Source organism: Pseudomonas sp. S3_G06, from assembly GCF_054667565.1.
On record NZ_CP162738.1, the window covers coordinates 1,945,477 to 1,959,040 of the forward strand.

The 13,564-nt window shown below is 55.1% G+C and carries 11 protein-coding genes and 1 pseudogene; 2 read left to right on the forward strand and 10 right to left on the reverse strand.

Going from position 1 to position 13,564, the window contains the following annotated elements:
- Positions 1 to 123 precede the first annotated feature (123 nt).
- A pseudogene (gene ilvA, locus AB4N47_RS08910) lies at positions 124 to 1,113 on the forward strand (threonine ammonia-lyase, biosynthetic); the annotation flags it as partial.
- A gap of 36 nt (positions 1,114 to 1,149) precedes the next feature.
- Here ilvA and eco read toward each other — a convergent pair.
- Positions 1,150 to 1,635 (reverse strand): serine protease inhibitor ecotin, encoded by a 486-nt coding sequence (gene eco / locus AB4N47_RS08915; protein ID WP_341637384.1) that lies wholly within the window; start codon positions 1,633 to 1,635, stop codon positions 1,150 to 1,152.
- A 368-nt stretch (positions 1,636 to 2,003) separates the two neighbouring features.
- On the opposite strand from eco, the gene AB4N47_RS08920 reads away from it, so the two are divergent.
- A complete protein-coding gene (locus tag AB4N47_RS08920; RefSeq protein ID WP_243241059.1) occupies positions 2,004 to 2,273 on the forward strand; it encodes a DUF1652 domain-containing protein in 270 nt (89 codons plus the stop codon).
- Here AB4N47_RS08920 and AB4N47_RS08925 read toward each other — a convergent pair.
- The 9 genes from AB4N47_RS08925 to AB4N47_RS08965 form a co-directional block, all read right to left on the reverse strand.
- Positions 2,270 to 2,668 carry a hypothetical protein gene (locus tag AB4N47_RS08925; protein ID WP_341637385.1) on the reverse strand — a complete coding sequence of 133 codons (399 nt, stop codon included), beginning with the start codon at positions 2,666 to 2,668 and terminating at the stop codon, positions 2,270 to 2,272. The genes AB4N47_RS08920 and AB4N47_RS08925 overlap by 4 nt on opposite strands.
- A gap of 90 nt (positions 2,669 to 2,758) precedes the next feature.
- Positions 2,759 to 3,028 (reverse strand): DUF2790 domain-containing protein, encoded by a 270-nt coding sequence (locus AB4N47_RS08930; protein ID WP_341637386.1) that lies wholly within the window; start codon positions 3,026 to 3,028, stop codon positions 2,759 to 2,761.
- Positions 3,029 to 3,298: 270 nt separating this feature from the next.
- Positions 3,299 to 4,435 carry a tetratricopeptide repeat protein gene (locus AB4N47_RS08935; protein ID WP_460154463.1) on the reverse strand — a complete coding sequence of 379 codons (1,137 nt, stop codon included), beginning with the start codon at positions 4,433 to 4,435 and terminating at the stop codon, positions 3,299 to 3,301.
- Positions 4,436 to 4,441: 6 nt separating this feature from the next.
- Complete coding sequence (locus AB4N47_RS08940; RefSeq protein ID WP_110645398.1) at positions 4,442 to 5,416, reverse strand: tetratricopeptide repeat protein; 975 nt, start codon at positions 5,414 to 5,416, stop codon at positions 4,442 to 4,444.
- 3 nt (positions 5,417 to 5,419) lie between these two features.
- Positions 5,420 to 8,728, reverse strand: coding sequence for a hypothetical protein (locus AB4N47_RS08945; RefSeq protein WP_341637388.1), 3,309 nt, complete (start codon positions 8,726 to 8,728; stop codon positions 5,420 to 5,422).
- Between the two features lie 33 nt (positions 8,729 to 8,761).
- Positions 8,762 to 9,628, reverse strand: coding sequence for a DUF4123 domain-containing protein (locus AB4N47_RS08950; RefSeq protein ID WP_122611354.1), 867 nt, complete (start codon positions 9,626 to 9,628; stop codon positions 8,762 to 8,764).
- Positions 9,619 to 11,673 carry a type VI secretion system Vgr family protein gene (locus AB4N47_RS08955; protein WP_341637389.1) on the reverse strand — a complete coding sequence of 685 codons (2,055 nt, stop codon included), beginning with the start codon at positions 11,671 to 11,673 and terminating at the stop codon, positions 9,619 to 9,621. The genes AB4N47_RS08950 and AB4N47_RS08955 overlap by 10 nt, the downstream gene beginning before the upstream one ends.
- A gap of 275 nt (positions 11,674 to 11,948) precedes the next feature.
- Positions 11,949 to 12,569 carry a transglycosylase SLT domain-containing protein gene (locus tag AB4N47_RS08960; protein WP_016774877.1) on the reverse strand — a complete coding sequence of 207 codons (621 nt, stop codon included), beginning with the start codon at positions 12,567 to 12,569 and terminating at the stop codon, positions 11,949 to 11,951.
- Positions 12,570 to 12,613: 44 nt separating this feature from the next.
- Complete coding sequence (locus AB4N47_RS08965; protein ID WP_341637544.1) at positions 12,614 to 13,552, reverse strand: carbohydrate kinase family protein; 939 nt, start codon at positions 13,550 to 13,552, stop codon at positions 12,614 to 12,616.
- Positions 13,553 to 13,564 lie beyond the last annotated feature (12 nt).

Genomic DNA, 13,564 nt, shown 5'->3' on the forward strand with positions numbered 1-13,564 from the left:
CCAAGCATTATTACCGCCATTCCTCATTTGGCGGGCTAGCTTACGACTGCAGCACCCAACCCGCCCTAGAGGCGGGTTTTTACTTTCTGTCTCCGGGGTTCTGATAAATGTCAGGAGACGACCATGCCGCACAGCCCCGACCAGCAAGCCCTGCTTGAGCATTACGTGAAAAAGATCCTGGCCGCACCGGTGTACGACATTGCGGTGCGCACGCCATTGCAGCCTGCGCCGGCGTTGTCGGAAACATTGGGCAATCGGGTCCTGCTCAAGCGCGAAGATCTGCAACCGACGTTCTCTTTCAAGATCCGTGGTGCTTACAACAAACTCGTGCAACTGAGCGATGAGCAGCGAGCGCGGGGAGTGATCACTGCGTCGGCGGGTAATCACGCGCAGGGTGTAGCGCTGGCGGCACGGGAGTTGGGCATCTGCGCGACGATCGTCATGCCGTCTACCACCCCTGAGCTCAAAGTGCTCGGGGTGCGCAGTCGCGGTGCCGAAGCATTGCTGCACGGTGAGAGTTTTCCCTTTGCCTTGGCCCACGCGCTGCAACTGGCCGAGCAGACAGGACGCACGTTCGTTTCACCCTTCGATGATCCTGACGTGATCGCCGGCCAAGGCACCGTGGCAATGGAAATCCTGCGCCAGCATCAAGGCGCGCTGGATGCGATCTTTATCCCGGTCGGCGGCGGAGGTTTGATCGCCGGTATCGCGGCTTACGTCAAATACCTGCGCCCGGAAGTGCGGATCATCGGCGTCGAATCCGAACATTCGGCGTGCCTGCAAGCGGCTTTAAGTGCGGACGAGCGGGTGGTTCTACCGAGCGTCGGCACCTTCGCCGATGGCGTAGCGGTGGCGCAGATCGGCGCGTATGGCTTTGAGGTTTGCCGTTTTTGTGTAGATGAGGTAATCACGGTCAGCAATGACGAGCTCTGCGCCGCGATCAAGAACATCTACGACGATACCCGTTCGATCACTGAACCTTCAGGTGCGCTGGCCGTGGCGGGGAGCAAGCAGTACGTGGCGCGCAGCGGCGTTCGCGATCAGGCATTCGTCGCCATCGACTCCGGGGCCAACATCAACTTCGACAGTCTGCGCCATGTCGCCGAACGCGCCGCTGCTTGCGGCGTGCCGGCGTAACAAGCGCTCGGGTTATTCCTGCAGGGCGGTGCCGACTTTTTCCGACGCCGACCAGATGCGATAGCGCACTTCGACGTCCGATGGCGCGTACACCACGACTGGCAGCTTGCTGTTGTAGCGCAACATGAAGCCATCACCGACGACCGGAACGAAAGCGCGCTTTTTCTTGCTGCCAGGCGGGCAGGCCATCATCGTGCTCATCGGGCCGATGACCTTTTCCAGGCGATAGAACGGATAGCCCCAACCTTGCAGGTTCTTTTCATCGAGCACACCGCCCAGACGTTGACGGTTGCAATCCGCCTCCAGAGTTTTGCCAGCGAGAATTTCAACCTGGAAATTCTCTTCCTGCTCTTGTTTGGGCAGATGGATGACTTGACGGGTAAACCCGGCTTCGGCTTTGGGATACGGCGCGACGTCTTCGAGTTTGGCGGCGTGGGCGAGGGTGGAAAGGTTGGCGATCAACAGGCCGGTGATCGCGCAAATACTCAAGGAATTCATGGAAGCCTCCGTGCGGGTTGAATTGCATCTGAATGCATTCTTGCCGTCATGGCCCTCGAAAGCAAATTCGCGCAAAGTTGCAGATTGCAGGAGACGGATGGTCGGTTCATGCATTTTGCAAATAGCACAATACTGGCCACTTTCCCAAGTGCTTGATTTTGAAGGGAGCGAAACGAGCCGATCAAAGGCACGTTTTATGCGTTCTTTCGGTGAGGCGCACCGGATTTGGGCGCCTACACTCCAATGGGCATTTCGCAGTACCACCACTTGCCGCACCACGGACACAGCGGGGGCACACCCGTGAAGGCGCAGCGAAGGGTCAGCGTGAATACTTGATTGGCAATCGCACAGAAAGGAGAGGGTTCGCCATGTTTTTATCTGCCTTGGAATTACGCAATATCATTGAAAGCAGTTTCTTGCCGAAACGCTGCCAGTGCACGCTGTCGCCCGACTTGTCGATGTCCGTCAAAGTGTTTGGCGACCATCGAACCGACCAAGCCGATCTCTACGTCAGCGGCATCGACGCCAGCCGCTTGAACAGCTGCCGTGAAATCAACAACCTGGTCGCAGGCCTGCGATCCGATCTCGCGCAACAAACCAATACGCATCAAACCAGCGCTCGTTCTCGAGCGGTTTAACCCAGCGTTTCACCCAATTCGACCGTCACGCGCCGGGCCTGTACAAAACCAAGGCCCAGCGCGAACTCGACTAGCACCGCGAGCAAAATCCCGGGGCCGGCATGGCCATTGAGCCATTCGCCAAAACCCAACGCCGCCAAACCGAAACAGCCGACGATAAAACCAGTGCTCAGTGCACTGCGTGCCGCTGACGGCGGAGCATTGCGCAGCAAATAAAACATCACCCCCAACGCCGCAAACAGCACCGCGCTGCGCCTTGCGACTACGCCAGTGCCTTCCGAATAGCCAATACTCCAGATCGCCAGCAACACCTCCGGAAAAAATCCCCAGACCAGTGCCAGCAGAACACACAGGATTGAAGTGAAGCTCGACAACGTGCGGAACGACAACTGCATGGCCAATCCTTGCGGCAGTAGGGAAGGCCCCGAGCATAACCGCCGGAGCCACCCCACGCCTATGGCGAACCGGAAAATCAGAAGCGTCTGTCAGTTCTGTTGACTGCAAGCGTCAGATAATTTCCTGTAACTGATTTGTGCGGGCTTGCCGGTGTTGTCGATGTATTTCATGTCGGCGGTGATGACTTTGCACTCGAGGGTCGGCGGCTCGGTTAGCGAAAGCACCTTCGCCACGTGTAGTGGCATGCCGTATTGGTAGGGTGCTTGATTCGATGTGGCGGAGGTGTCGTTGGCTTGGGCCAGTGCGGCGTATGAGCTGCAGGCGAGGGTGGCGGTGAGTAGGAAGGGACGAATGTTCATGAGAAGACTCCAGCGTAACGGATAGGCGCCCGGCACGAAGCCGAACGAGCCTGCCGCACTGGACGTCAGCGGGGGAGAGCTGAGGGTGTGCGGTGATATGGAGTCTCTGACTGTGGCGTTAAGGCCGAGTTAACCGATGTGAACATGAGCTGAGTTATTTACGGTTGCTTTTCCCTTGTCTCGGGCATTTGTCGTTTGCGATATGAATCATTAGGGTACGGGCTTTGACGTGCTCGAAAAAAATTAATGATAAGGCTGTACTGCTAAATTTCAGTACCCTAACTTATCTGGAAAAAACGAGAGCGGTGGGTGAGTGGCCTTCCACGTTTTTGCGAGTTCTTTTGCTTTTTCTAATTGCTCTTTTGACAGCTTTTTTTCTACTTCCGGCAATACGTCGTTAACGTTGTTTATTACGTTTCCACCACCATCAAGCTCCAGTAGATTCGACAATAGTGCGTATGACTTTACCGGGTCTGATTCGAATCCGTATTTTGGTTCAGCTTCGCCAATATATGAAGCGTAACCAAAAACTGCAGATGCATAGCCTGAGGCTGCAGCTTTTTCATTCCATTTTCTAAATGATGAAAAATCGGCTTTTTCAATCCTGGTAGCGGCAAATCCCATCATGGCTGGAGGATAACCATTCTCTGCAGCGGCTTTCATCCATTTTTCGATTTCATCTGATCTGCTAGCGGGTAGTAGGAATGTCCCTCCCCCCTCTTGGTACTTGGTCGCTAAACGAAATTGCGCTAATGCAAAACCTTTTTCTGCGGACTTTTCAAGCCATTCATCGTTTCCTGTTATCTCCCATAGCAGGTACATCGACTCAGCGTCACCATGAGATGCCTGATCTGTAGCAAGGTTTTTGGCTTTGTTCATCCAATCTTTAGGCGATTGCTCAGAGGAAGAACAGTTGTTCATAGTCACGCACAAATCTTGATCCGCGCCGCCGAGCCGAATCATAGAGTAAATATTGCCTTTTTTTGCTGACTCCTCGTAAGCCTTTCGCGCTTCTTGAGTCATGTATCTGTTGTTTTTTCTTATAGATTCTCCCAAATAGTAAAGTGCTTCATCATCACCGCCTTCGGCTGCTATTTGTAATGTTTCAATTGCGGAGATGGCTTTGTGTTGATTGTATAGTTCAATGCCCTTGATTTTTGCCTGAGATTGTTCGTTCGTAAGCGCCAGTGACTGGGGCGACGCTAACGTTAATAAAATAAGCGTAGTGGTGATCACTTTTGGTAGTGTAAGTGCTAAGTTGTTTCTCGGTTGCAGTTGTTTAGCTGGTATATCGGTCTTTGTGAAACTTTTGAAAACGATACGGCAGAGCACGGACGACAAGGCTGTCGATTGTTCTAATTGGGGAAGATTAGCCTCGTACCGGTTATTTCTTGCATTCTGCTTCATTACTAATTAAAAACCTAATTTCCTTGGAAAGAAAGAAAGGGGCGGGTGGGTGGCCTTCCACTCAATTGCATATTTTTCCGCTTCCTCAATCTGGTTCGATGTCATTTTTGCAGCAATTTTAGGAAGCTTCCCTTCCACATAGACTTGAACGTTTCCACCGCCATCCAATTCTTTAAGCAAAGAGACCAGTGCGTAGCCCTTGATCAAATCGACGGGGTAGCCAACTTTGTCGGGCGTGTGGGAAAGATATGCACCATAGGTTGCGACGGCATTTTGATAACCGGTTTTCGCCGCTTCTTCCCACCAATGCCGAACACCTGCCAGATCATTTCGCTGGGAAAGAATCGAAATATATTCGATCATTGCAGGAGGGTAACCTCCTTCCGAAGCAGCCTTTAGCAACTCCTCCTCGGCACTCTTTCTTTTCCAAGGTAGCAAAAATGTGCCTTCCCCCTCGGCGTAACGATTAGCGAGCAACCACTGTGACGGCGCATATCCAGCCGCTGCTGATTTCTGCAACCAATCCAACTCTGCAGTCGCGTTGTAAAGCACAGCCATCGCTTCGCCGTCGCCACCCAAAGCGCGAGGCGTAGCAGTTTTTATCAATAAATCTAGCCAGTCACTTGGTTTTTTACTACTAGCAGGACATTGGTTGACAACCGAGCACAGGTCTTCCGATACGGTGGCGAGTTTAAACATCGCATAATAATCACCCTGTGATGCTGATGCCTCGTACCATTTTTGCGCTTCGACAGTCATTCCTTGTTTTTTTTGACGAAGCTCGTCAGCTAAATAGAATTGTGCTTCCGCATCGCCCGCTTCGGCTGCTATGCGAAGTTCCAGCTCTGCTGGTTTGTATTGATTGAAAAGCATTATCCCACGAGTTTTTGCGGCCTGCTGAGTTGGTGTAAGCTCGGCAAGTACATTGTTTGATAAGAGGGTTGCAATTGCGGTTGCTATATATATAAGTGTGCGCGACATTTTTTATCCCTTGATGTATTTAGCTGGAGGGACATATTTTGCTTTTCCGCCAGGAACAAAAGTTTGTCCGTAGTATCGGGTTCTGTGACAAAAGCCATCTAGGTTCGCGCCTAAAAGGTTCACGTGCGCTTTATACCGGGCACGCATTTCGTCGTTCGCATCGTCGTGCAGTCGCAGAATTGCTTCTGACATGAAATTGTCCATATGCAGTCGATTCTCGCAATATAGCTGTTCTGCTTCGTCTGCGGCTTTGGTTCCGAACCGATTCATGCTCATGCATGCTTCTTCAAATTGTGCTTGGGCAAGGGTTATTGTTCCTTGCTTTTCCGCTTGGCGGACAATCAATCCTAGTATGCGCTCAACAGCCTGCTGCTGAAGCAGTTGACACTGGTCTTTTGTATAAGACTTTTCTGTGGCTTTAGAGCTTGCACTAGGCGCTCCATATTCCGAAATCTTGAATTTCTCCGGCGCGGAAATCAATGTCATCAACATTGGGCCAAGCGCACCTGGAGTCGCTGCCAAGATCCATTGGTCTAACTCAGCTTGATTATGATAATTCATAATCGTATGAGCGATAATTGCTCCTCTGCCGCCCCCGGTTAACGCCTCATATAACGACATCACCATATCAACGCCTTGCATGTAAGTCATCGCCACTTCCATCCCGGCAGCGCCAAGAAAGTTTAGTTTGTCGATGTAGTCGGCGGCTTCGTCCGTCACAAAAATTAGCGATTTATCCTGATTTTTATGCATTTCCCGTCGCAGCAAGTTAATCAAGTCAGTAACACCGTCATAGCCTACTTCAAATTGAAATTCGCCGCCGACGCCAGCGCCGACGATGACGGAAGCCTTGAACCGCATGATGAAGCGGCCTTCATGCAAGGAGATCCCAATATCTGCCGTAGTACCCAGCCCATACGCGGCAGTAAAGCCTGCTGTGAGTCTGGCCAGGCTCGCCCATTGGCTAGCTTTCGCGTTGTTGACGGTGTTCGCCATGCCGGGCGAAGGGGCGGTGCGCAACACAGCGATATCTTTCGGCGGAGCCCAGTTCAAGGCGCCTGTCAGTAGAATCCCAGCCTGAACTCCTGCAAAGAGATTGAATTGGGCTTTAGCCCCATCTTCAACCCGTACTTTCGCGGCGTCGCCCGCCAGAACAGGTTCGCTTCTAGTTGTAGTTGCTACGGCATTGGTGGTCTCCGGACGTTTTGCATCGGTGATTTCCGGAAGATTGAGGCCGCCTTGTACGTTTGCACGTCCCAACTGCACGCTGGAGGAGAGGAGGAGGGTAGCGCCTGTGTAGCCCCACGCTCTAGCGCCCAAATGGATCGAAAACCTGCCGAGATTCAGGTTTTTGCGGTTTTTCTCGTAATCCAGGTACGGGATCAGGATGTCTTTTGCTTGATCTTTACCCGGCAGATCCATCTTCATCAACTCAACTTCACCGCGTGCCAAGTCAATCCCAAGGCTGGCTTCGGCTTTGGCAGAGGCCTTGAAGTTATCGGTGACGCTGAAGCTCGGACCAGTGACCTTGGTTCCAGTGTGGATGGAGGACTGTGGTGGCGTGAGGCAACGAACCAATTGTGCTTGAGGACTGTTATCGAACAGGCGCAACGAACTTCGAACTTCTTCTTTGAACAGCAGCTGCCGAAGGCGCAGCCCCCAGTCTTTGCGGGCGCCTGCGTCCTCAATAGTATCCACTGTCAGTTTTTTCGACTTGAGATAGAAATGGAAGAGTTCTACATCGAACCAGCCTTTTTCATCGAACCAGTTGCTTTCCTGATCCTTGATGGCGATCGCGCCTTCGAGGCGTAGCCATTCATGGAAAGGGTTATCGTCTGTGTCAGTTTGCGCTTTCCCGTTGCTGTTGCCGGGAAGTTTCTGCAGGTCTTTGCTTGCAGTAGCACCGAGCGCGCTTACGTCTTTTTTCAAGGCTTTTTCAATGCCTTCCAGATTAAGCAGACTCAAATGCTTGACCGGACTGTTGGGGCTATTGAAAAGCGCCACTTCGCGCAACGGAAAGCCAGCCTTGACCAGGCGCTCTTCCGGTTTCGGCTGAAATTGCTCTGGCTCCCACAACAGATGGCGCAGTGGTAGGGCTGCGGCTACAGCGGCTTCTGCATCATCGCGAAGCTTCATGCGCTCTTGTTGAATGCGCTGCCACTCGGTTTTTTCAGCCTGCACGATGCCCGCTGGTGCCGCTACGTTTTGGCCGCTGGCGTCAATCCAGGCTTTGTATTTGGTGCGGATTTGTTCAGCCAGTTTGACCTGCCGCTGTTCCATCTCGAGATATGATTTGAATTTCTCGATACCTGCGCTGATTTCGCCTGTGTCAGGAATGAGGGCAAACTCAGGAAGTGCCAAGCCATAGTCGGCGACTTTCAAAATCGAATCGATATAGGCAGCAAAGTCTTTTTCGATTTTTTTGCGTTCGTTGGCCACATCGTTCAAATAACCGCACATCCGGGCCTTGCCATCGATCACACAGTTTGTGGCGTCCAGATACGCCTTCTTGTTCTTCTTGAAATCTTCTTCTTTGAGAGTAGTCAGCTTGCCGCTGGCTGTGAGTGCCGCACGGGCTTTCAGATAGGTCTGAACACGAGTTCTAGCCTCAAGAGCACCGGGCGAAAACAGGTTGCCACTTTCATAGATATAGCCAGCTATCTTGGCTTGCTCTATTGCTAAAGCCTTCAGCTTCTTCCACTCGTTGTAGAGTCGTTGCAGCTTTTGCCCCTCGGAGTTGGCCTCAAGCAGGCTAGCCTGTTGCTGACCGGCCAGTGCCCGGTTCCGTGCGTACTCACTCTGATCCGGCAACTTCTCCAGCGCCGCTGAATTTCGGGCGTCACGGCTCACGGATTTCAAGCGCATGGCCATGGTTGGCTGCGCAATATCCGGCTCCTGAGCTTCGATTTCCAGCATTCGGCTTTTCTGTTCACCTTGCAGGAAGTTTGACAACTTGGGTTCGAGGAAGTACTCGAGCAACCCCGCGGTGTTCATCCCCTTTAAACGTTCCTCAGGAGACTTGCTTGCGCTGATATGTTGCTCAAGTTCATTCATCGCTTCTTTGATCGAGCTTGCAGCGCGTTCAGGCAGCAGATAGAACATTCTTTCCTTGGTTGCGTAGATCACCTCGCCATAACTTGTCGAGCAAGCCGTTTCCACTTTGTCGAACGCGTTGGGGCAACTGGCAGGCATTACAGGCTGAGGATCAAGCTCCAAGGCAGGTTTCGTTTCAACCGGTGTCGACGGGGCTGAGGCAGTTGCCGCAGAGCTGTCGCGATCTACCTTTGTTGCTTCTGAGATTTCAGTATCCATTTCGCTTCCATTCATTCTTAACGGACGGGTTCATCAAGCAACGCTGGTGGTGAGTTGCTGCAGCTGCTGTACTTTGATGAACGACTCTTCCCTGGATTGCAGGATGGCCATTGCCTGTGGCTGTGTTTCAAGCAGTGGGCCATTTGTGATTGACCCCAGCTTCAGCAAGTGACGGCCTTCGTAAATATTGTGGGCAACCAGCACATTGAGGTTTGCCACAAGGTTGGGCAGATGCTCATCGCTCGGCTCGCCGTAATCTGCGTGATGTTCATCTGCCCAATAAATCCAACCCAAATGCTCTTGAACGTTCGCCGCGGATGGCGGCAGGCTGAACACTGAAGTATCGCCCAGCCATTCGACTTCCGAGACGGCGCGCCAACTGAGCCATGGACCTTTATTGCGCCCAAAATGAACCGGCGCTGGGCTGTATACGTGCTGCCAAGGGCCGAACAGCTGATGAGAGTTGTCGCCAGCGGTATAGGCCAGCGCGGCCCACAGGCTTGGCTTGTGGTAGCTCAGCAGGCTTTGTCCGCCAGAGCCATCATTAGCGCGCAAGAGCCAGCGCGCATGGGCGAGCGCTTTGTCAGAATCAGCTGTGGTAATGGCAATGCCAGAGAAATTTTCCTCGCACAGCTTTGCTGCCTCAGCCGCAAGGCGACTGCCCCACGGCGCGGTGATCCAGAGCGGACCGTCAGCGGCGATCTCAGCGAAGGCGGTTTTGAGGAACAGGCTCTGTGCATCTACCACCGGTTCGCCAACACGATAAAGGCGGCTCATCGCGTCAGGCTGTCGAACCGGGTCAATAATGAAACACACTGTTGATTCAGAGCTTTCTCTCGGTAAATCAACGAACCCATGGCGTGGAGCTTCGAGGAGTGCGCTGAGCGCTTTCACATGCATGTGCAATCCTTACGGCTGCAGGCGCCGTTGCTTTGCTTGCCGCACAACGGCGTTATTCCAGATTCATTCAGACGTTTGGGCAGCGGGACAGGGACTTTCCCCGCCTTATCCGCATCCACAACCTTCATCGGCCCCGGCAACAACGGCGCCGCCGGCGTGCCCACCCCGGGCGAGCCGCCAGTATTGACCTTCACCTCAGCGCCGCTGATGGTCACGCCACCCGCATCGACCTTGACGAAGCTGCCGCCAGCCTTCGCGGTCAGCTCCATGGCGCCTTCGACCACGACTCGCTGGCCGGCGTAGTAATGGATTTCGTTGCCAGCCTCAACAAACTGCCCAGTCCCCACCTTCACATGCTGCGTCACACCCACTGTCAGGTGATCATCCGCGCGCATTTCGCTGATGCGGTCCAGATGGGTGATGCGGTGCTCTTCGACCTTGAACTCGCTCAGCACATTGGCTTCAACAGTGTCGTGGCGTTCGTTGCCGACGCGGATTTTCTGGTCGTGTTCGATGTTTTCGTCCCAGTCGCGCTGGGCGTGGATGTAGATCTGTTCAGCGCCTTTTTTGTCTTCGATGCGGAATTCGTTGTAACCCTTGCCGCCCGGGGAACTGAGGGTTTTGAAGGTGCTGCGGGTCTTGTTGGCCGGCAGGTCGTAGGGGACGACGTTTTCCTTGTGGTACAGGCAGCCGGTGACGAGGGGCTGGTCGGGGTCGCCTTCGAGGAAGGTGACGAGGACTTCCATGCCGATGCGCGGGATGGCAATGCCGCCGTAGGCTGCTCCGGCCCAGCCGCTGGCGACGCGCATCCAGCAGGTGGTTTTGTCGTCGGACTGGCCGTCGCGGTCCCAGTGGAATTGCACTTTGATGCGGCCGTATTGGTCGCAGTGGATTTCTTCGCCGGGCGGGCCGGTGACGACGGCGGTCTGGCTGCCGAGTACTTTCGGTTTCGGGTGTTCGAGGGCAGGGCGGTAGTGCGCGTCCCACGGGGTGGCGAGGAAGCTGTTGCGGTAGCCCTGGTGGAAATCGCTTTTGTTGTCGGTGACGTCGCTGGTGACGTTTTCGCCGAGCACTTGCGGCTGTTTGCCTTCGTGGAAGACTTCCAGCAGCAGCCAGAGGTCGTTCCACTCGGCGCGCGGGTGTTCGGCGAGCGTGAGGAAATGGCCGCTGGTGAGGGTCGGATCATCACCTTTGCCTTCGGCGAGTTTGTAGTCGCTGCGATGGCGTTCGAGGGCGCGGGTGGAGAGGAACTTGCCGCGCCCGCGGGTGGTGAAGCGGCCGGGGTAATCGTAGTCTTCCAGGTCCGGGGCGAATTCGGATTTGACCGCGCCTTCGGGCAGCAGCTTGGGTTTTTCGAAATCGTAGTCGCGGCGGCTGACGCGGGTGGTGCGGGTTTCCAGGCGCAGGTTGAAGCGCTTGATCACCGGTTTCTCGGCGGCCATGCCGGAGTCCTGCTGGTAGCTGACCGGCTTCAGTTTGCGGAACACCGTCTGATCGTCGCCGAACACCAGTTTGTGGCCGCTGCTGCTGTGCTGGAAGTGGAAGTGGATGCCTTCCTCTTCGCACAGACGCTGGATGAAGTGCAGGTCGGACTCGTCGTATTGCACGCAATACTCGCGTTCCGGGTACTCGGCGCCGAGCTGGAAGCTGTAGGCGTCAGAGAGAATGCCGCGATCTTCCAGCACTTGGGCGATGATTTTCGGCACCGTCAGTTGCTGGAAGATCTGCTGATCATGGTTGTGCTGCAGGTAGGCCAGTTGCGGCATCAGGCTGATGCTGTAGCGGGTCAGGGTCTTGCCGGAGTCGCCCTGCTCGATGCGATAGACCTGGCCGTGAATTTTGCCTTCTCCGGTGGCGCCGAAGGTCAGACAGGCACGCTTGTGCAGCAGCTCTTCGAGCTTCAGGTCGGGGCGGGCGCTGACCAGTTCGAGGTCGAAACGGAACGGTTCGTTGAGGGCTTCGCGACCGGTGAAGCTGAGGACTTGCAGGTCGGCGTTGGCGTCTTCGATCGTGAGGGTGATGTGGGTTGCATTGGCGTCCAGCATGCCTTGAATTCCGTCCGTTGAATAAGCAGGTGATGGATGTTGCAGGATTAGACGGCCTCATTCAAGGCGCAAATGGCGTAGGTGTGGGGCCTTGATGCCATAGGGAAAACCCTTAGGAGGGCGATTTGGGTCAGTGAAATCGGGCCTTTCATAGACTTTGATGGTGTTTGAGAGATTGCCATCGCGGGCAAGCCCGCTCCCACAGGTTTCTCGGGTGTAGACAAAATCGGCGTTCACTAAGGTCCTGTGGGAGCGAGCCTGCTCGCGATGGGCTTCTACAACCAATGCCAGAACCGGCTCCAGAACCCGCGATTGAGGTCTTCCTTGCACCCGGCATATTGCTGTGCGTACAGATCCGAACGGTTCTGCACCTTGCGTGCGGTCGGCGGTAGCCAGGCCTTGCTCGCGTAGGTCTTGTTGCGGAAGCCGCCCCAGCCTTCGTGGTAGTTCAGGTACTGGTTATAGGCGTCGTATTTGTACACGCCGTTGATCGAGGTGGTTTTGTCCATGTACCAGCCGACGAAGTCGATGGCGTCGTCGAAGTCTTCGCGATCGGCCCAGTTGCGGCCGGTGCTTTTCTGGTAGTCGGCCCAGACTTCATCCTTGGCTTGCGCATAGCCGGAAGCGGTGGAGACGCGGCCCCAAGGAATTACCCAGAGCAGGTATTTGCGCGGCGTCTTGGCGTCGTAGCGGTAGCCGGATTCCTGATACATGATCGCGAACGGCACCTGGATCGGCACGCCCCAGCGTTTCTGGGTGACTTGCGCAGCGTCGTACCAGTCGCTTTTCTCGCGGAAGATTGCGCAGATGTCTTCCGGCGAGCGGGGCGGCGAGGTGCCGCAACCGCTCAACAGAGTGGCCAGGGTCAGGAGGGCGAGGATGTGCCTGTGATTCAAGAGCTGTTTTCCGTCGTGCGCAAAAAGGCCGACAGTCTACGCGCTCAGCTCAATTGATGACGATAGGGCAGATCCGGACCGGTTTTGCTGCAGGTCAGTGCGGCGGCTTGTACGGCGAACCTGAGCATGCCGTCAATCTGCTCGCGACTCAGTTGCTGCACGCCAGCGACCGAGTCCAGCGAGTGCTCCGTCAGCCAGGTGATCAGCGCGGCCTGGAAGGTGTCGCCAGCGCCAACGGTATCGGCAATTTTTACCGGGTTGGCCGGCACCGACCACGAGCCATGGGCGCGACTGAACACCGTTGCGCCATCGCCACCGCGAGTAAGGAAGACGATCTGGCAGCGATGTTCGAGCCAGCCCTCAATCACGTTTTGCGGATCCTGCTCGGGATATAGCAGGCTCAGATCCTCGTCGCTGACTTTGATCAGATCGGCCAGGCGCACCAGCATGGCGATGCGCTCGCGCCATAGATTGATGTTCGGCTCGGGGTTGAGGCGCACGTTGGGATCGAGGCTGATCAGGCGTTTGCCGCTTTCGCGCTGAACCAGCTTAAGCAAGGTGTCGCCAATCGGCTGTACCACCAGCGAAAACGAGCCAATGTGCAGGCCGTGCACCTCGTCGCCGAGTGTCGGCAGATGTGCCTCGCTCAGTTGCCGGTCGGCGCAGCCTTCGCCACGGAAGCTGTAATGCGGCGATCCATTGGCGCCTACCGCGACCATTGCCAGAGTGGTCGGCGCGGCGAAATCCACCAGATAGTCCGGGCGCACACCTTCGTCCTGCAGGACTTGCTGCAAACGCCGGCCGAGGTAGTCGGTGGACAACCCGCCGAACAGCGCCGAGTCCACGCCCAAACGCCGCAAACCTACGGCAACGTTGAACGGCGAACCGCCGGCAATCGCCTTGAAATTGACTTTCGAGGCCAGCCCGCTGGCATCGTTTTCGCTGAAGAAATCAAACAGGGCTTCGCCACACACCAGGTACATAGTTGTTTGCTC